At 72.8% G+C, this 22,454-nt stretch carries 21 protein-coding genes; 9 read left to right on the top strand and 12 right to left on the bottom strand.

What is annotated here, in order from left to right; genetic code table 11:
* Nucleotides 1–6 precede the first annotated feature (6 nt).
* The gene (locus AC6CQV_RS08940; RefSeq protein ID WP_498259270.1) at nt 7–1,089 is read right to left on the bottom strand and encodes a Glu/Leu/Phe/Val dehydrogenase family protein; all 1,083 of its coding nucleotides are present in this window, start codon (nt 1,087–1,089) and stop codon (nt 7–9) included.
* Nucleotides 1,090–1,447: 358 nt separating this feature from the next.
* Here AC6CQV_RS08940 and AC6CQV_RS08935 point away from each other — a divergent pair, with 358 nt between their 5' ends.
* The gene (locus tag AC6CQV_RS08935; RefSeq protein WP_498259269.1) at nt 1,448–2,299 is read left to right on the top strand and encodes an endonuclease domain-containing protein; all 852 of its coding nucleotides are present in this window, start codon (nt 1,448–1,450) and stop codon (nt 2,297–2,299) included.
* Nucleotides 2,300–2,471: 172 nt separating this feature from the next.
* A complete protein-coding gene (locus AC6CQV_RS08930) occupies nt 2,472–2,948 on the top strand; it encodes a YbaK/EbsC family protein (protein ID WP_498259268.1) in 477 nt (158 codons plus the stop codon).
* A gap of 6 nt (nt 2,949–2,954) precedes the next feature.
* On the opposite strand, the gene AC6CQV_RS08925 is transcribed toward AC6CQV_RS08930, so the two are convergent.
* Genes AC6CQV_RS08925 through AC6CQV_RS08910 form a run of 4 tightly spaced genes read right to left on the bottom strand, consistent with a single transcriptional unit; the run spans nt 2,955 to nt 8,195 of the window.
* Nucleotides 2,955–4,850: a glycogen debranching N-terminal domain-containing protein gene (locus AC6CQV_RS08925; RefSeq protein ID WP_498259267.1), complete on the bottom strand. Its 1,896-nt coding sequence runs from the start codon at nt 4,848–4,850 to the stop codon at nt 2,955–2,957.
* On the bottom strand, nt 4,847–5,752 hold the full coding sequence (locus AC6CQV_RS08920; RefSeq protein ID WP_060960020.1) for a carbohydrate ABC transporter permease: 906 nt from the start codon (nt 5,750–5,752) through the stop codon (nt 4,847–4,849). Before AC6CQV_RS08920 ends, AC6CQV_RS08925 begins: the two co-directional genes overlap by 4 nt.
* Nucleotides 5,749–6,933 (bottom strand): carbohydrate ABC transporter permease, encoded by a 1,185-nt coding sequence (locus AC6CQV_RS08915; protein ID WP_498259266.1) that lies wholly within the window; start codon nt 6,931–6,933, stop codon nt 5,749–5,751. Before AC6CQV_RS08915 ends, AC6CQV_RS08920 begins: the two co-directional genes overlap by 4 nt.
* Nucleotides 6,934–6,935: 2 nt before the next feature.
* Nucleotides 6,936–8,195 carry an extracellular solute-binding protein gene (locus AC6CQV_RS08910; RefSeq protein ID WP_498259265.1) on the bottom strand — a complete coding sequence of 420 codons (1,260 nt, stop codon included), beginning with the start codon at nt 8,193–8,195 and terminating at the stop codon, nt 6,936–6,938.
* Nucleotides 8,196–8,363: 168 nt separating this feature from the next.
* On the opposite strand from AC6CQV_RS08910, the gene AC6CQV_RS08905 reads away from it, so the two are divergent.
* Complete coding sequence (locus AC6CQV_RS08905; RefSeq protein ID WP_240191224.1) at nt 8,364–9,380, top strand: LacI family DNA-binding transcriptional regulator; 1,017 nt, start codon at nt 8,364–8,366, stop codon at nt 9,378–9,380.
* 29 nt (nt 9,381–9,409) lie between these two features.
* On the opposite strand, the gene AC6CQV_RS08900 is transcribed toward AC6CQV_RS08905, so the two are convergent.
* Nucleotides 9,410–10,150 carry an IclR family transcriptional regulator gene (locus AC6CQV_RS08900; RefSeq protein WP_223849023.1) on the bottom strand — a complete coding sequence of 247 codons (741 nt, stop codon included), beginning with the start codon at nt 10,148–10,150 and terminating at the stop codon, nt 9,410–9,412.
* A gap of 91 nt (nt 10,151–10,241) precedes the next feature.
* On the opposite strand from AC6CQV_RS08900, the gene hutH reads away from it, so the two are divergent.
* The 3 genes from hutH to hutI are packed head-to-tail and all read left to right on the top strand — an operon-like array spanning nt 10,242 to nt 14,795.
* Nucleotides 10,242–11,846, top strand: a complete 1,605-nt coding sequence (gene hutH, locus AC6CQV_RS08895; protein WP_498259264.1) for a histidine ammonia-lyase — start codon at nt 10,242–10,244, stop codon at nt 11,844–11,846.
* A gap of 16 nt (nt 11,847–11,862) precedes the next feature.
* Nucleotides 11,863–13,590, top strand: coding sequence for a urocanate hydratase (gene hutU / locus AC6CQV_RS08890; RefSeq protein WP_498259263.1), 1,728 nt, complete (start codon nt 11,863–11,865; stop codon nt 13,588–13,590).
* Nucleotides 13,587–14,795: an imidazolonepropionase gene (hutI, locus tag AC6CQV_RS08885; protein ID WP_498259262.1), complete on the top strand. Its 1,209-nt coding sequence runs from the start codon at nt 13,587–13,589 to the stop codon at nt 14,793–14,795. The genes hutU and hutI overlap by 4 nt, the downstream gene beginning before the upstream one ends.
* Nucleotides 14,796–15,079: 284 nt before the next feature.
* On the opposite strand, the gene AC6CQV_RS08880 is transcribed toward hutI, so the two are convergent.
* The 4 genes from AC6CQV_RS08880 to AC6CQV_RS08865 all read right to left on the bottom strand — a co-directional run bounded on the left by AC6CQV_RS08880 (nt 15,080) and on the right by AC6CQV_RS08865 (nt 18,143).
* The gene (locus AC6CQV_RS08880; RefSeq protein WP_061782155.1) at nt 15,080–15,547 is read right to left on the bottom strand and encodes a SixA phosphatase family protein; all 468 of its coding nucleotides are present in this window, start codon (nt 15,545–15,547) and stop codon (nt 15,080–15,082) included.
* Nucleotides 15,544–16,452: an agmatinase family protein gene (locus AC6CQV_RS08875; RefSeq protein WP_498259261.1), complete on the bottom strand. Its 909-nt coding sequence runs from the start codon at nt 16,450–16,452 to the stop codon at nt 15,544–15,546. The genes AC6CQV_RS08880 and AC6CQV_RS08875 overlap by 4 nt, the downstream gene beginning before the upstream one ends.
* A complete protein-coding gene (locus AC6CQV_RS08870; protein ID WP_060959397.1) occupies nt 16,452–16,796 on the bottom strand; it encodes a gamma-glutamylcyclotransferase family protein in 345 nt (114 codons plus the stop codon). Before AC6CQV_RS08870 ends, AC6CQV_RS08875 begins: the two co-directional genes overlap by 1 nt.
* A 75-nt stretch (nt 16,797–16,871) precedes the next feature.
* Nucleotides 16,872–18,143, bottom strand: a complete 1,272-nt coding sequence (locus AC6CQV_RS08865; protein ID WP_498259260.1) for a DUF445 domain-containing protein — start codon at nt 18,141–18,143, stop codon at nt 16,872–16,874.
* Between the two features lie 34 nt (nt 18,144–18,177).
* Between AC6CQV_RS08865 and AC6CQV_RS08860 the strand changes: the two genes are divergently transcribed.
* Complete coding sequence (locus AC6CQV_RS08860) at nt 18,178–18,450, top strand: metal-sensitive transcriptional regulator (RefSeq protein ID WP_060959399.1); 273 nt, start codon at nt 18,178–18,180, stop codon at nt 18,448–18,450.
* Nucleotides 18,451–18,630: 180 nt separating this feature from the next.
* On the opposite strand, the gene AC6CQV_RS08855 is transcribed toward AC6CQV_RS08860, so the two are convergent.
* On the bottom strand, nt 18,631–19,791 hold the full coding sequence (locus AC6CQV_RS08855; RefSeq protein ID WP_498259259.1) for an acyl-CoA dehydrogenase family protein: 1,161 nt from the start codon (nt 19,789–19,791) through the stop codon (nt 18,631–18,633).
* Between the two features lie 218 nt (nt 19,792–20,009).
* Between AC6CQV_RS08855 and AC6CQV_RS08850 the strand changes: the two genes are divergently transcribed.
* A complete protein-coding gene (locus tag AC6CQV_RS08850; RefSeq protein WP_060959401.1) occupies nt 20,010–20,414 on the top strand; it encodes a hypothetical protein in 405 nt (134 codons plus the stop codon).
* 179 nt (nt 20,415–20,593) lie between these two features.
* Here AC6CQV_RS08850 and AC6CQV_RS08845 read toward each other — a convergent pair whose 3' ends face one another.
* Nucleotides 20,594–21,817 (bottom strand): MFS transporter, encoded by a 1,224-nt coding sequence (locus AC6CQV_RS08845; protein WP_205282614.1) that lies wholly within the window; start codon nt 21,815–21,817, stop codon nt 20,594–20,596.
* Between the two features lie 403 nt (nt 21,818–22,220).
* Between AC6CQV_RS08845 and nrdH the strand changes: the two genes are divergently transcribed.
* Nucleotides 22,221–22,454: a glutaredoxin-like protein NrdH gene (gene nrdH, locus AC6CQV_RS08840; protein WP_005052310.1), complete on the top strand. Its 234-nt coding sequence runs from the start codon at nt 22,221–22,223 to the stop codon at nt 22,452–22,454.

Below are 22,454 nucleotides of genomic sequence, written 5' to 3'. Positions count from 1 at the left end.
CGGCCGTCAGGCGAAGACGTCCGCGCGCTGGGCGTTGCGGCCGGCGGCGAGACGCTCCGCGGCCCGCTCCTCCGCGGCATCCAGCGGCGTGATGCCGCGCGCCGCGGCATCCGCGAAGATCGCCCGCACGGTGTCGCCGATGGCGCTCACCCGGTCCATGATCTCGGCGCGGGAGCCGAGCCGCTTGGCCTCCAGGTCGAGATAGACGACGCCGCCCGCGTTGACGACGAAGTCGGGAGCGTAGAGGATGCCGCGAGCGGCCAGTCGATCCGCCCCGGAGCGATCCGCGAGGGGGTTGTTCGCCGGGCCGCAGACGGCGCGGGCCGACAGCCGATCGATGACCTCGTCGTCGAGGAGGCCGCCGATGCCGGCGGGGACGAAGACGTCGGCCTCGATGAGGTGCTCCGTACCGGGCTCGACCCAGCGGGCGCCCAGCTCGGTCGCCAGGTCGCGTTTGGCGGGGTTGACGTCGGTCACCGTGAGCTGCGCGCCCTCGGCGCTCAGGCGCACGGCCAGACGGCTGCCGACCTGCCCGAGCCCGGAGACGGTGATGCGGCGTCCGGCGACATCGGGGGAGCCCGCGACCTGTTCGAGGGTGGCGCGCAGCGATTCGTAGACGCCCAGGCTCGTCGGACCGGCCGGCTCGCCGGAGCCGCCCACCGCGTCGGGCAATCCGACGACGTGGGAGGTGCGTTCGCTGACGACCAGCATGTCGTCGGTCGTCGAACCGACATCCTCCGCGGTGCGGTAGCGGCCGTCGAAGCGCTCGACGGCGTCGCCGAGGTCGAGGTAGGCGGCGCGGCGGCGACCCGCATCGAGCACCGTGCCGGGCGGCACGCAGATCACGGACTTCCCGCCCCCGGCATCCAAGCCCGCCGCCGCGTTCTTGAGCGTCATCGCGGCGGAGAGGCGGAGGGCGTCGCCGACGGCGTCGCTCCAGTGGGGGTAGGTCCACATCCGGGCCCCGCCGAGGGCGGAACCGAGGACCGAGGAGTGCAGCGCGACGGTGATGACCAGACCGCTGCGCGGGCCCGTCGTCACCTCCACGCGCTCGTGGGAGAAGTCGGGCAGGGGCAGGGTGTGCGTCATCGCATCCTCTTTCGGCTGGCCTTGTGGGCTGTGCTCTGCGGATGCCGCGGCGTTACGGCATCCGTCTCCTATTGTGCCCCGAGCCGCGCCGTTCCGTGCGGTCGCGGGCCGCCGCGGCCGCGTGCCGGAGGGCGCGGCCCGCGCCGTGACGTACGTCGGATCCGCGCGGCGGTGGGCCGCGCCAGGGCGTGGCAGCCGGGCTCGCGGTCCGAGAATCCGGCGTTCGTCACGGGCGGACGGGCGGACGATCCGACCCGCGACGGCGAGGGCTCCTCCCCAGAGCGGTCCTGAGTCGGGCTCTCCACGGGCTCCGCCGCCCGCGGTCCACCCCACGACGGCGAGCCGCCACGATCGGCGGATGGAAGAAGAGGCGAACGCGGGCGCGGGTCCGGTGTCGTGGCCCGTGGTGTCGCGGGCCGAGCTGTACGCGGAGGGGTGGACGTGGCGCCGGATCGAGCAGGCCGTCGCCGCGGGGTCGCTCTGCCGCGCCCGGAGGGACGCGTACCTGCCCGGGGAGGTCGACGCGCAGACGCGTGCCGCCGCCGAGGTCGGCGGTCAGCTGACCTGCCTGTCCGAGCTCGCCCGCCGCGGGGTCTTCGTGCTCGCCACCGGCGGGCTGCACGTCCGCGTGCATCCGCGGCGGGGACGGCGCCGGCCGGTGCACCCCAGTGCGCGCGTGCACTGGTCGGGCGACGGTCTGCGGCGCACGGCGAATGCGCCTCTCGTGGAGGCCCTGGCGGCGGCCGCGCGGTGCCAGGGACCGATGGAGACGATCGCCTCGCTGGACTCGGCGCTTCATCGCCGTCTCATCGACGAGGAGGACCTGGCCGAGATCTTCCGGATGCTGCCCCGTCGCTACCGCGCGCTCCGGGCGTTTGTCGACCGATCGGCGGAGGCGGGCAGCGAGAGCATCGTGCGCATCCTGCTGCGCAAGATGGGGTGCCGCGTCGAATGCCAGGTTCAGATCGACGGCGTCGGGCGGGTCGATCTGCTCGTCGACGGCTGGCTGATCGTCGAGTGCGACAGCGAGGCGCACCACGCGAGCTGGGCGCAGCAGAAGGAGGACCGCCGCCGGGATCAGGCCGCCGCGGCCCTCGGGTACGTCACCTACCGGCCGATCGCCGAGGACATCTTCTGGCACCGCGACCGCGTGCTGGCGGCGGTGCGGGGGCTCCGCGGCTCGACGCGCGCCGCGCGCCGGCACGGATGAGGCGGGCGACGGTGCGCGGGTGATCGCGGCGGTGACGATCGTCGGAGAAGCCGGGCGAGCGGCGGCGCGCCCCCGTCGTCGCGCGACCGGCCGCGCAGAACTCCGACGCTCGTCACGCCCGGCCGACGGCAGTGGGCGGCGACCGCCGGCCCGCCGCCGCTACGCTCGTGCCATGACGGAGAACCTCTCACCGCGCAGCCGCATCGTCCACGACGCCCTCCGCGCCGCCGGCGTCTCGGGCGAGATCATCACGCTCCCGGATGCCGCGTCCACCGCCGCGCTCGCCGCCGCCGCCCTCGGCATCGAGGTCGGAGCCATCGCCAACAGCCTGGTGTTCTGGTCCGACGGCGAGCCGCTCCTGGTGATGACCAGCGGCGCCCACCGCGTCGACACCGCGGCGCTCGCGGCGCGCCTCGGGCGCCGGGGCATCGTGCGAGCGACGCCGGAGCAGGTGCGCGCGGCCACGGGCCAGGCCATCGGCGGCGTCGCGCCGACCGGCCACCCCGCGCCGCTGCCCACCGTCGTCGACGAGGCGCTCGCCGCCTTCGACGAGATCTGGGCCGCGGGCGGAACGCCCCACACCGTCTTCCCCCTGACCTTCGACGAGCTCGTCCGCCTCACCGGTGGCACGGTCAGCGCCGTCGACTGAGCGCGCTCAGTCCGCGCGGAGCACCTCCCACGCCGTGACGGCCGCCGCCGCCGTCCATGCCTGCGGGCGGCACGCGGCAGGGTACGGTGCGGGCGCCGACACCTCGTCCGCCCCGTCGCCGGCATACAGCTCGGGCACGCGGTAGGAGAAGGCCTCCGCGCCGGCGAGCATCTCGGCCACGACCCGGCGCGCGTGGCCGTGCAGACCCGCGCGCGCCATGCCGCGCGCGACGATCGCCGTGTCGTGGATCCACACGCTTCCGCCGTGATAGCTGAGCGGCCAGTAGCCGCCGGCATCGGTCGACAGCGTGCGGATGCCGAAACCGGACGACATCCGCGGGTCGACGAGCAGGTCGGCGACGGCCTTCTCCTCGTCGGGGTCGAGGATGCCGGTGCCGAGGAGGTGGCCGATGTTCGAGGTCAGCGTGTCGACCGGTCGGCCGTCGCGGTCGAGGGCGATCGCGGGGAAGCGTCCGGACGGCGTCGTCACCCAGAAGCGTGCGGCGAAGCGGCGCTTGAGCCCCGCGGCCCAGTCCCGCAGCTCCCCGCCGCCCGGACGCCCGAACCGGTCGAGGAGTGCGGCCCCGCCGAGCGCCGCCTCGTAGGCGTAGCCCTGCACCTCGCACAGCGCGATCGGGCCGTTCGCGAGCGTGCCGTCCTGCCACTGGATGGAGTCGCCGGAATCCTTCCAGCCCTGGTTCGACAGTCCGTGGCCCGTCTCGTCGACGTATTCGAGGAAGCCCGATCGCTCCGCGGACGCGACGATCCAGCCGAGCGCGCTCTCCAGGGCGGGCAGCAGGCTCTCGACCTCGGCGGCCGGCAGCTGCTCGGCCGCATCGGCCAGGAGAGTGACCCAGAGCGCCGTCGCGTCGACGGTGCCGTAGTACAGCGGCGGCAGCACGATGCCCTCCCCGGGCATCGACAGCGTGGACGCGCGCAGCTCGTGCATGATCTTCCCGGGCTGCTGCGCGGTGGCGGGGTCGTCCCGCGTGCCCTGCAGTCGCGCCAGGACGCGCAGCGTGGAGGCCGCGACGGTCGCATCCACGGGCAGCATGAGGCGCGCCGCCCACAGCGAGTCCCGGCCGAACAGGGTGAAGAACCAGGGTGCGCCGGCCGCGAAGAACTCGTCGTCGGGGGCGTCGGGGAGCGCGAGGCGGAGGGCACGGAGATCGTCGAGTGCGCGGTCGAGCCAGCGCTGGAGCCGGGGGTCGGCTCCCTCGGGGGCCATCGGACGCGGCCACGGCGCGGGAGTCCGGGCGCCGCGGACCACGAGTGAGCGGTCGTCGAGGCGCGCGGTCCACGACACGCTCGCCGCGTCGCGTCCATCGCCGTCGAGGTCCCAGACCAGCGTGATCTCTCCGCCGTCGGCGAGGTCGATCGCCGCCTCCGGAGCGTCGATCTCGAGCGTCGCTCCGCCCCGCCGGGCGGTGACACCGGCCTCGGTGACGGTGGGGTCGCCGGGATCGCCCGTCGGCGTGCCCGCCTTGACCTCCTGCAGCGCGCCGATGTCGATACGGATGCGCACGCGCAGGCGGACGCGCACGGGCTTCTCGAGGTGGGTGCGCACGGTCAGCGTCTCGGACATCGTGCCGTCGGCCACCCGACGCTCGCGCACGAGGCGCACCTTCGGGTCGGGGCTGGGGTCGTCGACGCCGCGGAGGAGCGCGTCGATGCGGACGTGCCCGGCGCCGACGATGTCGGTCGCGACGTGCTCCGGGGCGAGATAGGTCCCGTCCGCGGCGGCGTAGTCGACGCGGAGCGTCCGGACGAAACGCGTGTCGCCGTGGTAGATCCCGTCGATGACGGCGGATCCCATGTCGCCGTCACGGCCCGACCAGGCCTGCGTGGGCGCCGTCAGCGCCACGATCCGGTCGGAGAGGAATGGCTGCAAGCCGGCCGTCATCCCTTCACTGCTCCTTCGCTGGTGTTCATGATCTTCTTCTGGAAGAGGAAGAAGATCACGGCGACGGGGATCGTCATGATCGCCGCGGCCGCGAGTTTGAGGGGGTACTGCGTGCCCTGACTGAGCTGGCCCGACGCGAGCGAGGCGACGCCCTTGGTCAGCGTGGTCAGCTCGGGCGACTGGGTCGACACGATGAAGTGGCTCAGCTCGTTCCACGATCCCTGGAACGACAGGATCACGATCGTGATCAGGGCGGGTCGTGCCATCGGGAGCACGATCGACCAGAACACGCGGAAGGTGCCGGCGCCGTCGATGCGCGCCTGCTCCTCGACCGAGTCGGGGATCGACTCGAAGAAGTTCTTCATGATGAACACGCCTGCCGCGTCGACGAGCAGCGGCAGGATCATGCCCGCGTACGAGTCGTAGAGGCCGAGCTGGTTGAGCACGAGGAACTTGGGGATGAGGAGCACGACCGTCGGCACCGCCATCACGGCCACGACGAGCGCGAACACGACCCCGCGTCCCCGGAAGCGCAGGCGGGCCAGTGCGTAGCCCGCCAGCGAGACGAAGAACACGCGCCCGACCGTCACGCAGACGGTGACCACGGCCGAGTTCGCGAACCAGAGCGGGAAGTCGCTGTGCAGGAACAGCCGCTCGTACGCCGCCGTCGAGAAGGTGGCGGGGATGAGCGAGATCGGGTCCGCCGCGGCATCCGGCTCGGTCTTGAACGAGGTGGCGACCTGCACGAGGAACGGGTAGATGTACACGATCGCCAGCGCGGCGAGCATGCCGTAGAGCAGCACCTGCCCCGTCACGCTGCGCGGCGTCAGCCGTCGGCGTCGGCGCGGCGGCGGTGCGGATGCCGCGGCCTGCACCTCCACGGTGGTCAGCGTGGTGGTCATGATCGGGCCTCCTTCGAGGATGAGGATGAGGATGAGGACGAGGCCGAGGCCGCACCGGATGCCGAGGCTGCGCGCGACTGGTAGGCGCGGATGCGCCGCTTCGAGACGGGCCGGTCCCGCAGCACCCAGCGCTGGAGGAGCGTGAAGGCGATGATGATCAGGAAGAGGATGAACGCGATCGCGGCGCCCACGCCCCAGTCCTGGTTCTGGAAGGCCGAGGTGTACGAGAGGTAGGCGGGCGTCACGGTCGTCTTGGCGGGGCCGCCCTGGGTTCCGGTGTAGATCTGGTCGAACACCTGCCAGCATCCGATCAGGCCGAGCGTGATCACGGTGAACAGCGTCGGGCGCAGCTGCGGGAGCGTGATGTGCCAGAAGCGCTGCCAGCCGTTCGCGCCGTCCATCATGCCGGCCTCGGTGAGCTCGAATCCGATGTTCTGCAGCGCCGCGATGAACAGCAGCATGAAGGTGCCGCTGGTCGTGAACACCGCCATGAGGACGAACGCGGACATCGCGACGGACGGGCCGGACAGCCAGTCCCACCACGAGACGCCGAGGAGGCCGCTGCCGGTGAGCGCGTCGGGTCCGTTCGACACGCCCAGCGCGCCGAGGGCGACGTGGACGATGCCGCGCGGGTCGTTGAACCAGTTGGGGGCGGCGAGCCCGATCGCCGACAGGATCTGGTTGACGGGACCCGCGAACGAGAAGAGGAACAGCCACAGCACGGTGATGGCGACCGAGCTCGTCACCGACGGGAAGTAGAACGCGGTGCGGAAGAAGCCGCGACCGCGCAGGATCCGGCGGCTGACCAGAACGGCCAGGAAGAGCGACAGCACGGTCTGGAGCGGGACGACGAGCAGCACGTACCACGCGTTGTTGCGCAGCGCCGTGCCGAAGTCGCGTTCGGCGAGCCCGCCGCCGGTGGTGATGGCGGCGTAGTTGTCCAGGCCGACGAAGCCGACCGAGGGGGAGAGGGGGCTGCCGCGTCCCGACCAGTCCGAGAAGCTGACCCAGAGCGCCATCAGCACGGGGACGAGCAGGAAGACGCCGAGGATCAGGATGACGGGCGACACGAACAGCCAGCCCGCGCCGGCCTCGCCGCGGCGGATTCCGCGCGAGCGCGGATGCCGGGGCGAGACCGGACGCGGGGGCGTCGCGACCGGAGCGACGGGAGCGGCGGACATGATCAGCCGACGACGGCCTCGAGGTTGGACTGCACCGAGTCGAGGATCTTCTTCGGGTCGCCCGTCTTCAGCGACTCGAGCTGCGCGTTGAAGTCCTTGATGACGTCGGCGGCGCCCTTGTTGGTGGGAACGCCCTGCGCATAGTCGGCGCCGTCGAGGAACGCGACGAGCGAGGGGTTGTCGCTCTTCCAGGTCTCGGCGGCGGACTGCACCGACGGCATCGGGCCGAACGCCTTCGAGAACGCGAGCTGCTGCTCGGCGCTCGTCAGGTACTCGACGAGGTCGAGCGCGGCCTTCTGGTTGGGGCTGTCGGCGGCCATGCCCCAGCAGTTGGTGAACTGCAGGGTGCCCTTGCCGGCGCTGCCGGCGGGCAGCTCCACGACCTTGGCCTTCACGTCGGGGTAGTCGCCGAGGGCACCGGTGATCCAGTTGCCCTCGATCGTCATGGCGCCCAGCTGCTTGCCGAACGCCTCACCGCCCCAGCCCGCGCCCACGTCGGAGGCGTACGCGAAGGTGCCGTCCTGCAGGTGCTGCTGCACGTAGGTGAGCGCGGCCACGTTGGCGTCGCTGTTCGCCTCGGCGGTCGTGCCGTCCTCCGAGACGAGCCGTCCGCCGGCCTGGGCCATGAAGGCGCCGAGGCGGGCGTACTCGCCGCCGAAGACGAGTCCCTTCGTGGTGCCGTTCGTGAGCTTCGCGGCGACCTCTGCGAGCTGGTCCCACGTGGTCGGGATGTCGGCGTCGGTCAGTCCCGCCTGCGTCCACAGGTTCTCGTTGATGACGAGCTGTAGCGTGGAGAAGTCCTTGGGGGCGCAGTAGAACGTGTCGTCGACGGTGAAGTTCTTCACGAGCGACGGGTAGAAGTCGTCCTTGTTGCTCAGCTGGTCGCCGTAGGCCTTGAGCGACCCGTTGCTCGCGAAGCCCGCGAGCTGGTCGGTGCTGAGGTAGAAGAGGTCCGGCGGCGAGCCGGCGGCGAAGCCCTGGGACAGCTGCTGGGCGAGGTCGGTGGCGGCCACCACCGACGCGGACACGCCGGACGACGACGACCAGGCGGCCACGGCATCCTGCACCGCCGTGGTCTCGGCGTCGCCGGACGAGCCGATCATGATGGTCAAGGGCTTGTCGGACGAGGTCAGGTCGCCCGCGCTCGCCGAGCCGGCCGATCCCGAGCCGCTGAATCCCTGGCCGCAGCCGGTCAGCAGCAGGCTCGTGGCAACGGCCAGGCCTCCCGCCGCGAGCAGCGTCCGTGCTGTCTGTCGCTTCATCGCATCTCCTTCGATCGCGTGGCCTGCGCCTGCCGGCGCGGCCTCATGGTGCCATCCCGGTGTCGGAACGTCGAAACGGTCCGCCGTTGGATCGATCATTTGATCGTTCAAATTGTGGGATGCTTGAAAAGATAGACGAGGATGCCGAGAGCGTCAAGGGAGGTCCGCGTGAACAGATCGGCGACGATCGAGGACGTCGCGCGCGCCGCCGGCGTCTCGCGACAGACCGTCAGCAACGTCATCAACTCGCCCCAGATCGTGCGGGAGGAGACGCGGGCGCGCGTCACCGATGCCATCTCGCGACTGAACTACGCCCCCCACGCCTCGGCGCGCCGGCTGCGCACCCGACGCAGTTCGACGATCGGCATCCACCTCGACCCCTACGCGGGCGGCATCTCCGGCGTGGTGCTCGACCGCTTCGTGCACGCGCTCACCGAGCAGGCGGGCGAGCGCGGGCTCCGCGTCATGCTCTACGCCGCCCGGACGCCCGACGAGGAGATCCGCCGCATGGGCGATCTGCGGGAGGGCGGCGAGATCGACGCGGTCGTGATCACGGGCACCTTCCCCGGCGATCCGCGCGCCGAGTGGCTCCTCGCCCGCGGCGTGCCGTTCGTCTCCTTCGGCAGGCCCTGGGGGCGCGACGACGTCGGCGCGCCGACGCATCACTGGGTGGACGTCGACGGGGCCGCCGGCACCGCCCAGGCCACGACGCACGCCCTCGCGACGGCGGGGGCGCGGGTCGCGTTCTTCGGCTGGCCGGCCGGGTCGGCGACGGGCGACGATCGGGAGAGCGGCTGGCGCCGCGCCCTCGCCGCCGCCGACGCGGGCAGCACCTGGGCGCCCGTACGCCTGACCAGCGAGGAGAACGTCGCGCGGGCGCGCGACATCGCCGCCCCGGTCGTCGCCCGCGACGACATCGACGCGCTCGTCTGCGTCAGCGACTCGCTCGCCGTCGGCGCGCACCTGGCCGCCGTCGCCGCCGGGCGCCCGCGGCTGCCGATCATCGGCTTCGACAACACCCCCGCGGTCGAGGCCCTCGGGCTGTCGAGCGTCGAGCAGCTGCCCGAAGAGGTCGCGGTCGGTGCGCTCGACCTGCTCCTGGGCGGTGCGTCCTCGATCGACCCGCGCGACGCCGAGCCGGGCCGCGCGCACGTGCTGGTCGAGCCGCGCCTCGTCGTGCGCTGAGGCCCGCCCCGCGATCCCGCGCGCCGCGCTCAGCCGTAGAGGCGGCGCCGCAGCTCGCCCGCCGCGACGGCCACGGCGGGAGCGAGGGATGCCGCGTCGTGTGCCGAATCGGCGGGCCACGTGATCGCGATCGCGGCGACGGGCCACTCGGCGTGATCGTGCACGGCGACCGCGACGGAGCGGAAGCCGAGCGTCACCTCGCCGTCCTCGTCGGCGAACCCCTGCCGGCGCGTCCGCCGCAGCACGTCGCGCAGCTCGCCGGGCCGGCGCGGGCCGCGCCCGGTGCGGTCGGCGAAAGCCGCGGCATCCGGGTAGAGGGCTCGCACCTGCTCGCGGGGGAGAGCGGCGAGCATCGCGCGTCCCGTCGCGGTCAGGTGGGCCGGAAGACGCACCCCGACATCGGTGATGAGCGCCGGCCGTCGCGGCGCGCGCTCCTCCACGATGTACAGCACGTCGCGTCCCGTCATGACGGCGAGATGGGCGCTCTCGCCCCAGCGGTCGGCCAGGGCGGCGACCAGCGGACGGCCGAGCCGGGCGAGCGGCTGTTGGCGCGCGTAGCCGCCGGCCAGCTCGAACGCGGCCGTGCCCAGGCCCCAGCGCCGCTCGTCGGGAAGGTGCACGACGAAGCCGTGCTCGGCCATCGCCGCGAGCAGGTGGTAGACGCTCGAGCGTGCGATGCCGAGCGTCTCGGCGATCGTCCGCGCCGCCACCGGTCCGCGCTGGCGCCCGAGGTACGACAGGATGCGCAACGTCTGATCGGCGGCCGGCACCTGCGGCGCGCTCACCGATATGTCTGGGATCACAGACACAGATTGCCACAGCCCCCTGGTCGGCGCGCCGTCACCGCGATGGAATCGGGGCATGACGACACCGCCCGACGCGACCGCCCTGCCCCTCCGCCCCCACGACGGCCCGGCCGAGGCGGGCTCCGTCGTCGTCGGGCAGCGCCCCCTGCAGGTGTCCGAGGTGGTCGCCGTGGCGCGCCACGGCGCACGCGTCGAGCTCGCGCCCGCCGCCGCCGCGCGCATCCGCGACGCGCGCCGGCTCGTCGAGCGGCTGGCGGGCGACCCCGAGCCGCACTACGGCATCTCGACCGGGTTCGGCGCGCTGGCCACGACGTTCATCGCGCCCGAGCGGCGTCGTCAGCTGCAGGCCGGCCTCATCCGCTCCCACGCCGCCGGCACCGGCGCCGAGGTGGAGCGCGAGGTCGTCCGCGCGTTGCAGCTCCTGCGGCTGCAGACCCTCGCGACCGGACACACCGGCGTGCGCGAGGTCGTCGTGGACACCTACGTCGCGATGCTGAACGCCGGCATCGCCCCCGTGGTGCGCGAGTACGGCTCGCTCGGCTGCTCCGGCGACCTCGCCCCGCTGTCGCACATCGCCCTCGCCGCCCTGGGCGAAGGCGAGGTGCGCGATGCCGCGGGCGCCCTCGTCCCGGCATCCGACGCCCTGGACGCCGCGGGCATCGCCCCGCTCGTGCTCGAGGAGAAGGAAGGACTCGCGCTCATCAACGGCACCGACGGGATGCTGGGGATGCTCGCGCTCGCGCTCGCCGATCTCGACAACCTGCTCGCGGTGGCCGATGTCACCGCGGCGATCTCGATCGAGAGCCAGCTCGGCACCGACGCCGTCTTCGCCGCCGACCTCATGGCGTTGCGTCCGCAGCACGGGCAGGCGGCCTCCGCCGCCAATCTCCGCGCGCTCCTCGCCGACTCGCCGATCGTCGCGAGCCACCGCGACCCCGCCGTCTGCACCCGGGTACAGGACGCCTACTCCCTCCGGTGCTCACCGCAGGTGCACGGTGCGGCCCGCGACACCGTCGAGCACGCGCGGGCGATCGCCGCCCGCGAGCTCGCCTCGGCGATCGACAACCCCGTCGTCACGTCCGACGGCCGCGTCGAGTCGAACGGGAACTTCCACGGTGCGCCGGTGGCGTACGTGCTCGACTTCCTCGCGATCGCCGTCGCCGACCTCGCCTCCATCGCCGAGCGGCGCACCGACCGCGCTCTCGACCGCACGCGCAGCCACGGCCTGCCCCCGTTCCTCGCCGACGAGGTGGGCGTCGACTCCGGCCTCATGATCGCCCAGTACGCCGCGGCGGGCATCGTCTCGGAGCTCAAGCGCCTGGCCGTCCCGGCATCCGTCGACTCGATCCCCTCGTCGGCGATGCAGGAGGACCACGTGTCGATGGGGTGGTCGGCGGCCCGCAAGCTCCGCCGGGGGATCGACGGGCTCGCGCGGGTGCTCGCGATCGAGCTCGTCACCGGATGCCGCGCCCTCGACCTGCGCGCCCCGCTGCGCCCGGGGCCGGCGACCGCCGCGGTGCGCGACCGGGTGCGCGCGGCGGGTGTCGCCGGCCCCGGACCCGACCGGTTCGTCAGCCCCGACCTCGAGACCGCGACGGCACTCGTGCTCTCCGGCGAGGTCGCCGCGGCCGCGTTCGCCACTTCCGCCCACCCGGCCTGATCGAAGGAGATCCACGATGACATCCCATGCCGAGACCCCCGACTCCGCCGCCGACACCGGCGCGGCAGCCTCGCCGCGCGGCCCGATCCGTGCCCCGCGCGGAGCGCAGCGCACGGCGAAGAGCTGGGGAGCGGAGGCCGCGAAGCGGATGCTCATGAACAACCTCGACCCCGAGGTCGCGGAGCATCCGGAGGACCTGGTCGTCTACGGCGGCACGGGGCGCGCCGCCCGGTCGTGGGAAGCCTACGACGCGATCGTCCGCACCCTCGACGAGCTGGAGCCCGACGAGACGCTGCTCGTGCAGTCGGGGAAGCCGGTCGGCGTCTTCCGCACGCACGAGTGGGCACCGCGCGTGCTCATCGCGAACTCGAACCTCGTCGGCGACTGGGCGACGTGGCCCGAGTTCCGCCGGCTCGAGGAGCTCGGGCTCACGATGTACGGGCAGATGACCGCCGGATCGTGGATCTACATCGGCACCCAGGGAATCCTGCAGGGCACGTACGAGACGTTCGCCGCGGTGGCCCGCTCGCTGGGGCGAGATTCCCTCGCCGGCACCCTGACCCTCACGGGCGGTGCCGGCGGCATGGGCGGGGCGCAGCCCCTCGCGGTGACCCTCAACGGGGGAGCGGTGCTGATCGTCGACGTCGACGCGTCGCGGCTGGAGCGCCGGGTCGCACACGGCTACCTCGACGAGTACACCGACGACCTCGACGCGGCCCTGGCGCGCGTCGTCGCGGCCCGCACGGCGGGGCAGGCGCTCTCGGTCGGTCTCGTCGGCAACGCCGCCGAAGTCTTCCCGGAGCTCCTGCGACGCCGCCACGCGGGCGGCGCGCCGATCGACATCGTCACCGACCAGACCAGCGCCCACGACCCGCTCGCCTACCTGCCGATCGGGGTGAGCGTGGCCGCCTGGAAGGACGCCGCGGCATCCGACCCCGAGGGCTTCACCGTGCGCGCCCGCGCCGCGATGGCTGCGCAGGTGGCGGCGATGGTCGGGTTCCAGGATGCCGGGGCCGCCGTGTTCGACTACGGCAACTCGATCCGCCGGGAGGCCGAGCTGGGCGGCTACGACCGGGCCTTCGCCTTCCCCGGTTTCGTGCCCGCCTACATCCGCCCGCTGTTCGCGGAGGGTCGGGGACCGTTCCGCTGGGTGGCGCTGTCGGGCGATCCGGAGGACATCGCCAAGACCGACCGCGCGGTCGCGGAGCTGTTCCCGCAGGACGCGGCGCTGCGCCGCTGGCTGGACAAGGCGGGCCAGACCGTGCACTTCGAGGGGCTTCCCGCCCGGATCTGCTGGCTCGGCTACCAGGAGCGCCACCTCGCCGGACTGAGGTTCAACGAGATGGTCGCCTCGGGTGAGCTCGCCGGCCCGATCGTGATCGGCCGCGATCACCTCGACGCCGGCTCGGTGGCCTCCCCGTACCGCGAGACGGAGGCGATGGCCGACGGCTCCGACGCGATCGCCGACTGGCCGCTGCTGAACGCGCTGCTGAACACGGCGTCGGGGGCGTCGTGGGTGTCGATCCACCACGGCGGCGGTGTCGGCATCGGCCGCTCGATCCACGCCGGCCAGGTCACGGTCGCCGACGGTACCGCCCTGGCGGCGGAGAAGCTCGCGCGGGTGCTGACGAACGATCCCGGCACCGGTGTCATGCGCCACGTCGACGCCGGCTACGACCGGGCGCGGGAGGTCGCCCGCGAGCGGGGGCTGATCGTTCCGATGCTCGGGGATGCCGCCCCGTGAGCACGCTGCTGATCACCGGCATCGGCGAGCTGACGACGAACGTCGCCGGGCTCGGCGACGACCCCCACGACCCCACGGGACTGATCCGCGGCGCCGCCCTCGCCGTCGTCGACGGGCGCGTCGCCTGGGTCGGCCGCGGCACCGAAGAGCCGCGTCTCGATGCGCCGCAGACAGGGGCGACGCCGGAGGTCGAGGTCGTGGACGCCGGCGGCCGCGCGATCCTCCCGGGCTTCGTCGACAGCCACACGCACCTCGTGTTCGCCGGCGACCGGGCGGACGAGTTCGAGGCACGGATGTCCGGACAACCTTATGCCGCAGGTGGCATACGACGGACGGTGGCGGCGACCCGGGCGGCATCCGACGACGAGCTGCGGGCGCGACTGGCCGGCCTCGCGGCGGAGCTGTACGCGCAGGGGACGACCACGTTCGAGGTGAAGACGGGCTACGACCTCACGGTGGAGGGCGAGGCGCGGCTCGCTCGCCTGGCCCGGGAGGTGACGGACGAGGTCACCTTTCTCGGCGCGCATGTCGTGCCGGCCGAGTTCGTCGACGACCGCGCGGCGTACGTCGACCTCGTCTGCGGACCGATGCTCGCCGCCGTAGGCCCGTACGTCCGGTGGATCGACGTGTTCTGCGAGCGCGGCGCGTTCACCGCGGAAGAGACCCGCCGCATCCTGCGCGACGGCGCGGCCGCGGGTCTCGGCACCCGGCTGCACGGCAACCAGCTCGGACACGGTCCGGGGGCGCGGATCGCGGCGGAGCTGGGCGTGTTCTCGCTCGACCACGCGACCTACCTCCACCCCGACGACGTCGCCCGGCTGGCCGAGACCGGGGTCGTCACGACCCTGCTGCCCGGTGTGGAGTTCTCGACCCGGCATCCGTACCCCGATGCGCGCCGGCTCATCGATGCGGGAGTCACCGTCGCGCTCGCGAGTGACTGCAACCCGGGCACGAGCTTCACGAGCTCGATGCCGCTCATGATCGCGCTGGCCGTGCGCGAGATGGGGATGACGGTCGCCGAGGCCGTATGGGCGGCGACGGCGGGCGGTGCCCGGGCCCTCGACCGCGATGACGTCGGCACCCTGGCCCTCGGGACGCGGGCCGACCTGGTGATGCTGCACGCGCCGACGCGGACCCACCTCGCGTACCGCCCGGGGGTGCCGCTCGTGCGCGCCGTCTACCGCGGCGGGGAGCTGATCGTTTAGGCGTTTCGACTCGGCGCTGCGCGCCTCGCTCAACGTCCGGGTCCCACCTCACTTCCGGTCGTTGAGCGAGCGGCGCCGCCGCGAGTCGAAACGCCCCGCGCCGTCTCGCTCCCGGTCGTTGAGCGAGCGGCGCCGCCGCGAGTCGAAACGCCCTGCCCCGTCTCGCCCCGGTCGTTGAGCGAGCGGCGTCGCCGCGAGTCGAAACGCCCTGCGCCCCGTCTCGCCCCCCTGGTCGTTGAGCGAGCGGCTGCGCCGCGAGTCGAAACGCCCTGCGCCCCGCGGCGTCAGGGGCGGTCGAAGCTCCACTGCTCCGGATCCGTCGCCGTCGCGACATCCCAGTCGTCGGTGGCCCACACGAACGTCGCGACGGCGCAGGTCGGCATATGACCGATCCCGCCGCCGGAGAGCCGCTCCGCGAGCGCGGTCATCCCCGGGTCGTGCGCGACGACCATGACGGCCGGAACGCCGCGGTCGGCGGCCGCCCGCAGGAGCGTGGCCGCCGCAGCCCCGTACAGGTCGCCGTCCAGCTCCGCGTCGAGGCCGAACGCTTCGGCGAAGAAGGATGCCGTCGTGCGGGCACGCAGCGCCGTCGACGACAGGATGGCCTCGAGCCGGATGCCGGTGCCGGCCAGCCGCGCCGCCAGGGCGGGCGCATCGCGCAGGCCGCGGGCGTTGAGGGGGCGGTCGTGGTCGTCGAGGCCGGGATCTCCCCAGTCGCTCTTCGCGTGGCGGACGAGGACGAGCGTCGTCATGCAGACACCTTTCGTGTGTGGAGGCCCGTCAGCAGTTCCAGCACGCACAGGGCGGCCAGCCGCACCGTACGCCCGTCGGGGGCGTCGGCCGTGGCATCCACTTCGACGATATCGGCGCTGCGCACCGCGGGGGCGGCGGCGATCCCGCGCACGAGCGCCCGCAGCTCCCACGCCTGCAGCCCGCCAGGCACGGAGGCCGGGCACCCGGGCGCCACCGCGCGGTCGCACACGTCGACGTCGACATCGAGGTGGATGCCGCCGCCCCCGCGTCCCGCTATCTCGCGCGCCTCCGCCACCACGTCGTCGATCCCGCGGCGCCGCACCTCGTCGAGGGTGATCACCCGGATGCCGAGGTCGGCGGCGCGCCGGGCGTAGGCGGCGGAGTTGGCGAAGTCGGCGATGCCGACCTGGACGACGCGGCGCGGATCGAGCCCGTCGTCGACCAGCCGCCGCACGGGAGAGCCGTTGGACGCGCCGTCGCGCAGGTCGAAATGGGCGTCGAGGGTGATGAGACCGGCGGCATCCGCGCCCTGGGCCGCCGCGTAGGTGATCGAGTTGTCGCCGCCGATCGCGATCACCAGCTCGCTGCGCTCCCGCAGCTCGCCGACGCGCGCACGCAGCAGTGCCTCTCCGTCGGGACCGTCGGGGTCGGCGACGTCGCCCGCGTCGGCGAGCCGGAGCGCATCGGCGAGGTCGACGGGCGGGGGACCCATGAGCGTCGGGCTGAAGCGGCGGAGCGCGTCACGCACGGCCGCGGGCGTCGCGTGCGCCCCGGTGGGCGACAGCGAGGTGCGGAAGGCGGGGGCGCCGAGCAGCGCGGCGTCGAGGCGATCACCGGCGGCGAGGTCGCTGATCGCGGGCCAGTCGCCCGCGCGAGGCCAGAGCGGATCGTGGGAGAGCGCCATCAGCCGACGTACACCCACGCGGTCCGGCCGCTGCCGAGCCTCACCCGGACGCGGCGGTACAGCGACACCTCGTACTCGTCGGCGGCGTCGATCTCGTCGGCCGTGAGGTGCAGCACCCGTCCGACGACCTTGTCGACGGCGTTGCCCGTCTCGCGGAGCACGGGATGCACGGAGGCTCCGGAGAGGTCGACCACGCGCTGGTCTTCGATCTCGACGTAGTCGATCGTGTAGCCGGGGAGCACGTCGGGCTCGCCGGCGATGAGGCGTCCGAACGTGTCCAGCTGCACCTCGGCGTACTGCAGGGTGCCGTAGGTGAAGAGAAGATCGTCGGCCGGATCGTCCATGCCGTCAGGCTACTGCGCGCCGGGTGCCCGCATCCAGATGGCACCGCCGACGTCGGCGCCGTCGAAAAGGGGTGCTCAGCCGAGCAGCGCGTGGGCGACCGCGAAGATCGCGAGGCCGGCCAGGGCGCCGACGATCGTGCCGTTGAGACGGATGTACTGCAGGTCGCGGCCGACCATCAGCTCGATCTTCTCGGTCGTCTCGGCCGGATCCCACTTCTCGACGGTGTCGGTGATGATCGAGGCGATGTCGTGGCGGTAGCGGTCGACGACGAAGACGGCCGCGTCCGCGATCCGGTCGTCGACACGGTGCTGCAGCGCGGCATCCGTGGCCAGACGCTCGCCGATCTCGACCAGCGCCGCCGTCACGCGCCGGCGCAGACCGCTCTCGGGGTCGGCCAGCGCCGCGAGCAGTCCCGTCTTCGCGGTGTTCCATGCGTCGGCGGCGAGCTCGCGCACGCGCGGGCTGTCGAACACCGCGGTCTTCGCGTCTTCGAGGCGTGCGATGGTCGTCGGATCGCTCTGCAGGTTCTCGGCGAGACGGGTCAGGTAGCCGTCGACGGCGCGCCGCGCCGGGTGATCGGGGTCGGCCTGGATGGCCGCGACGAACTTGACCGCCTCGTTGTAGACGGTGTCGTCGACGAGGCGCATGGCCACCGACGGCACCCACGAGGGGAGGCGCCGGGAGACGAGCCCGCTGAAGGCCTCGTGGTTCGCCCGCAGCCACGCCGCGATGCTGTCGACGCCGAGGTCGACGGCGCCGCGATGCGCGTCGGCCGCGACGACCCGCCCGAGCCACGCGCCGACGGTCGGACCCCATTCGGGGCTCAGCAGGTGCTCGCGCGCCAGGTCGCTGATGAGGTCCTGCACCTCGTCGTCGCTGAGGGCGCGCAGGATGCCGGAGGCCACCGCCGACGCCTCGCCCGCCACCGTCTCGGCGTGGGCGGGCTCGCTCAGCCACGTGCCGGCGGTGCGGGCGATGGGGGTCGACTCGAGCTTCGATCGCACGACCTCGGCCTCGAGGAAGTTGGTCTCGACGAACTCTCCGAGGGTGCGGCCGATCTCGTCCTTGCGCCGCGGGATGATCGCGGTGTGCGGAATGGGGATGCCGAGCGGGTGGCGGAACAGCGCCGTCACCGCGAACCAGTCCGCCAGGGCGCCGACCATGCCGCCCTCCGCCGCCGCGCGGACGTATTCCAGCCAGGGATAGCGTTCCTGGAGGATGAAGGCGACGACGAACACGACCGCCATCAGCACGAGCGCGCCCAGTGCGACGCCCTTCATCACCCGCAGAGCTCGCCGGCGCTCCTGATCGGCCGGGCTGAGCAGCTGCGTGGGAGTGGGCGCCATCCCCGTAGTCTCGCACGCGGCGTATCCTGGCCGCGTGATCGAAGACATCCAGAAGCGCGCCCTGCACCGCACCAGCATCCTCGAAGGACAGGTGCGCGGGCTCGCGCGGATGATCGAGGGCGAGGAGTATTGCATGGACATCATCGCCCAGTCCCGGGCGATCCAGAAGGCGCTGGCCTCGCTCGACAAGCTCCTGATCGAGAACCACCTGCGCACGCACGTCGCCCACATGTTCGCCGAGGGCGGCGATCAGCGCGACCTCGCCGTCGCCGAACTGCTCAAGGCGTACGACCTCGAGACCCGCTGACCGCGTCGTCGGCGGGGCTGTCGGGCCGGGCCGGGCGCCGTAACTGCAAGGCCGTTGGTGTGACACGCGGGGTCCGGCGCGCCGCCCACGGCGCGTCGCGCGGCATCCCTTGCAGTTCGGTCGGGGCGCGGCGGGGTGGGCGCGGCGGGGTGGATGCGGCGGCGCGCGCGGTCGGGGAGGCTAGGCGCCGACCGGACCGAGCCAGGCCGCGGAGACGGTCGCGTGCGCCGACTCGGGGTCGGACGGGTGGAACATGCCGGCCAGCACGTCGCGGTACAGGCGGCTGAGCTCGTTGCGGGTGAAGTAGGACGAGCCGCCCGCGACGAGCATCGCCTCGTCGACGATCTGCTTGGCGGCCACCACCGCCCGATGCTTCAGGCCCGAGAGCTTCGGGAACCAGAGTCCGCCGTGGTCGACGAGCGCGTCGACGTCGTGCGCGATCGCCGCGACCTGGGGGAGCAGGCCGTCGTAGGCGAGCGCCATCTCGGCGATCCGCCACCGGATGTCGGGGTCGTCGCTGTAGGGACGGCCGGTCTTCTTCGAGCTCCGCGTCTTGGCGGCGGTGACGGCCAGATCGAGCGCCCGACGCGCGACGCCGGTATAGACGGATGCCAGGAGCACCTCGAACACGCTGAAGATGCCGAACACGATGGGATCGGGGTTCGGGCCCGGGTCGACACGGCGCACGACCCGGTCGGCGGGGGCGACGACGCCGCTCAGCACCGTCGTCCGCGACTGGGTGCCGCGCATGCCGAGGGTGTCCCAGTCGTCGCGGGTGTCGACGGCGTCGGTGCGGGGGACGAAGGCGTAGACCATCTTCGGGTTCGCCGGGTCGGTCGTGTCGAGTCCGTGCAGTCCCAGCTGGGTCCAGACCGGGCCGAGCGAGGTGAAGATCTTCGTCCCCGTGAACGTATAAGAACCGTCGGGTCCGGGGACGGCGGCGGTGTCGCTGCCGAAGAGCACGAGGTCGTTGCCCGCCTCGCTGATACCGAAGGCGAAGACCTCGCCGGCGACCGCGCCGGTCTGCACGAACCGCAGGTCGTCGATGCCGCGATCGGACATGACCTTCGCCACGCCCGTCCACACGAGGTGCATGTTGATCGCGAGCGCGGTGGCCGGCGCGGCGCTCGCGAGTCGCTGCTGCAGCACCGCCGCTTCGGCGAGGCCCAGTCCCGCGCCGCCGAGCGCCGTCGGGACGAGGATCGCGAGATACCCGGCGTCCCTCAGCTCGGCGAGGTCCTCGTCGGGGAACCGGTTCTCGGCATCCACCGCCGCGGCGCGCGAGCGGATGCGCTCGAGCAGGTCGTCGGGGAGGTACGGGGTCGGATCGAAGTCACTCACCCTTCCATCCTGCCCCTCGCCGAGGGAGTCGGGCCGTTCGGCGTCGAGGTCGCGTGTCCCGAACTCCTCCGCCTGGAGCCGGGTCGGGGCCTCAGAGCCGGTGAGGCGGCCGGGGCGTGCGAGATTGGAGGAGTTCGGTCCGGCGTGCCGCGATGCCCGGCGCGGCCGGGGCGTCGCGGGATGGCCCGGCCGCGCCGCGGGCGGGGGAGGATGGGGGCATGATCTCGACCGAGTTGGCCGTCGCGCTCCGCGATGCGGGGCTCGTGTGGCGCCCGGCATCCGGTGACCGCTTCCAGCTCGACGAGCCGGAGTTCGAAGCGGACGTGTTCACCGTCAGTGAGATGACGATCGAACCCCGCCAGTACGCGACGGGTGCGATCCTCGCGTTCAACGGGACGACGGAGTGGGCGCTGGATTCGGTCGCGCAGACCGACGCGCTGTGGCTGCCGCGCGAGGATCAGCTGCGCGAGCTGCTGCGCGGCGCGTTCCGCCGCCTGGAGCGGCTGACCGACACCCATCGCGTCGAGATCGAGTTCGCGGGCGAGCGCCACGTGTTCGAGCATCCGCAGCCCGAGGACGCGTACGCCCTCGCGCTCCTGCACATCCTCCGACGCATCGCCTGAGCCGCGGGCGCCTCGGCACCCGGGTCGCGCCGACCGAACGGCAAGGCCCCGCGGGCGACACGCCGACTCCGCGCGCACGGATGCGGCGTGTCTCGCAGCATCCCTTGCAGTTCGGGCGTGTGCCCGCACCCCGCACGCGCGGGGCGCCGCACCCTCGTACGCGCGAGCAGGGCGGGGCGTCAGGTGATGACGGGGACCGGCTCGGTGTCGGGGATGGGGCTCGCGTCGCGGCCGCGCAGGTCGGGGAAGCCGCGGACGAAGGCGGTCGCGACCAGCGCCCCGACGATCGCGAAGGCGGCGGCCGCCGCGTACGCCCCGGCATGGCCGGTGCCGTCGATGAGGAACCCGGCGATGGCGGAGCCGAGCGCGGCGCCGATGAGCTGTCCGGTGCCGATCCATCCGTAGGCCTCGGCGGTCTCGCTGAACTTCACGGATGCCGAGGTCATCGCGAACATGACGGCCAGCGCCGGCGCGATGCCGACGCCCGCGATCACGAGGCACGCCCCGATCCACCACGGCGTGGAGGCGCCGATGCCGCCCACGACGAAGACCGCCGCGACGAGTCCGACCGCGACGACGCTCATGCGGCGCGCCATCGCCCACGGCCCCATGGGGATGTGGCCGAACGCCAGGCCGCCGGCGAGGCTGCCGACGGAGAAGACGGCGAGCACGAGACCGGCTTCGAGGCCGCCGTGTCCGAATGTCGCGACGACGGCCGCCTCGACCGCGGCGCAGGCGCCGATGAGGAGGAAGCCGATGACGGTGGCGAGCAGCACGACGGGCTTGCCGAGCACCTTCCCGAACGCGCGGCGGCTGCGCGGGATGCGCACCCGGCCGACCTCGGGGGAGAGGATGAACCACGCGCCGCCGGCAGCGAGGATCGTGACGATGAGCAGGAGCGCCGGCACCGTGCCGACCTGCGTGGCGACGACCGTGATGACGACGGGCGCCAGGATCCAGATGATCTCCTGCAGGCTCGCATCGAGCGAGAACAGGGCGGTCAGCTGCCGTGCGTTGACGAGCTTGGGGTAGATCGTGCGCACCGCGGACTGCACGGGCGGCGTGGACAGGCCCGCGATGAGGCCGAACACCATGTAACCCACGACGCCCATGGGGATCAGGGCGAGGGCGAGCAGAGCGGCGGCGCAGACGGTCGTCGTGAGGGTGAGCACCCGGCGCATGCCCCATCGGCCCATCCACCGGCTCGTCACGGGGCCGGCCGTCGCCTGACCCACGGATGCCGCCGCCAGCACGAGACCGGCGGCTCCGTACGACCCGGTCATCTGCTCGACGTGCAGCAGGATCGCGAGGCTCGTCATGCCGTTCGGGAACCGCGCCGTCAGCTGAGCCGCGATGATGCGAGCCACGCCCTGCGTGCGCAGCAATTCCCGGTATCCCGCCACCCCTCCACGCTACCCGTCGGGGGCGACATCGCGACACGCCCGAGGGATGCCGCGACACGCCGACGACCCCATTCCACGGGCCCGGGAGTGTCGGAGGCGGCGGCTAGCGTCCGAACTGTGGATGAGCGGGCGCGGCCCGGGGGAAATGCCCGTGATTCAGGCTTTTTCCCGACGCCGGATCGCTCGGCCTCCTGTGGATGAAACGGTGGACAACCTGTGTTGTACATGGGGAGAACGGTGCAAAACTACACGGATGTAACTACTAGCCCTTGTGGTGCTATCCAACGTCCGTACCCATATGTAGTATTGGACTCCCGGCGGGGGTAGGGCCGGGACCACAGGCGACAAGACGACGACAACCGCAGAGATCGATCCGCTGGGATCAAGGGAGAGAAAGAACGACATGGCAATCACGGTGTACACCAAGCCCTCCTGCGTGCAGTGCAACGCGACCTACCGCGCGCTGGACTCCAAGGGCATCGACTACGAGGTCCTCGACCTCTCCGAAGACCCGGCGGCCCTCGAGCACGTGAAGTCGCTCGGCTACCTGCAGGCGCCGGTCGTCGTCACGGACGAGGACCACTGGTCGGGCTTCCGTCCCGACAAGATCGACGAGCTCGCGAGCCGTCTGGCCTGA

The organism is Microbacterium sp. EG9, assembly GCF_059759475.1.
The sequence above is the reverse complement of the archived record's forward strand: the minus strand, read 5'-3'. Positions and strand labels throughout refer to the sequence as shown.

What these genes read in the sequence shown, in the direction of transcription:
- AC6CQV_RS08915 (WP_498259266.1), bottom strand. Translation starts at nt 6,933, where the DNA reads ATGTCCGCCGCTCCCGTCGCTCCGGTCGCGACGCCCCCGCGTCCGGTC.
- AC6CQV_RS08850 (WP_060959401.1), top strand. Translation starts at nt 20,010, where the DNA reads ATGATCTCGACCGAGTTGGCCGTCGCGCTCCGCGATGCGGGGCTCGTG.
- hutU (WP_498259263.1), top strand. Translation starts at nt 11,863, where the DNA reads ATGACATCCCATGCCGAGACCCCCGACTCCGCCGCCGACACCGGCGCG.
- AC6CQV_RS08880 (WP_061782155.1), bottom strand. Translation starts at nt 15,547, where the DNA reads ATGACGACGCTCGTCCTCGTCCGCCACGCGAAGAGCGACTGGGGAGAT.
- AC6CQV_RS08870 (WP_060959397.1), bottom strand. Translation starts at nt 16,796, where the DNA reads ATGGACGATCCGGCCGACGATCTTCTCTTCACCTACGGCACCCTGCAG.
- hutH (WP_498259264.1), top strand. Translation starts at nt 10,242, where the DNA reads ATGACGACACCGCCCGACGCGACCGCCCTGCCCCTCCGCCCCCACGAC.
- nrdH (WP_005052310.1), top strand. Translation starts at nt 22,221, where the DNA reads ATGGCAATCACGGTGTACACCAAGCCCTCCTGCGTGCAGTGCAACGCG.
- AC6CQV_RS08935 (WP_498259269.1), top strand. Translation starts at nt 1,448, where the DNA reads ATGGAAGAAGAGGCGAACGCGGGCGCGGGTCCGGTGTCGTGGCCCGTG.
- AC6CQV_RS08940 (WP_498259270.1), bottom strand. Translation starts at nt 1,089, where the DNA reads ATGACGCACACCCTGCCCCTGCCCGACTTCTCCCACGAGCGCGTGGAG.
- AC6CQV_RS08875 (WP_498259261.1), bottom strand. Translation starts at nt 16,452, where the DNA reads ATGGCGCTCTCCCACGATCCGCTCTGGCCTCGCGCGGGCGACTGGCCC.
- AC6CQV_RS08925 (WP_498259267.1), bottom strand. Translation starts at nt 4,850, where the DNA reads ATGACGGCCGGCTTGCAGCCATTCCTCTCCGACCGGATCGTGGCGCTG.
- AC6CQV_RS08930 (WP_498259268.1), top strand. Translation starts at nt 2,472, where the DNA reads ATGACGGAGAACCTCTCACCGCGCAGCCGCATCGTCCACGACGCCCTC.
- AC6CQV_RS08920 (WP_060960020.1), bottom strand. Translation starts at nt 5,752, where the DNA reads ATGACCACCACGCTGACCACCGTGGAGGTGCAGGCCGCGGCATCCGCA.
- AC6CQV_RS08910 (WP_498259265.1), bottom strand. Translation starts at nt 8,195, where the DNA reads ATGAAGCGACAGACAGCACGGACGCTGCTCGCGGCGGGAGGCCTGGCC.
- AC6CQV_RS08865 (WP_498259260.1), bottom strand. Translation starts at nt 18,143, where the DNA reads ATGGCGCCCACTCCCACGCAGCTGCTCAGCCCGGCCGATCAGGAGCGC.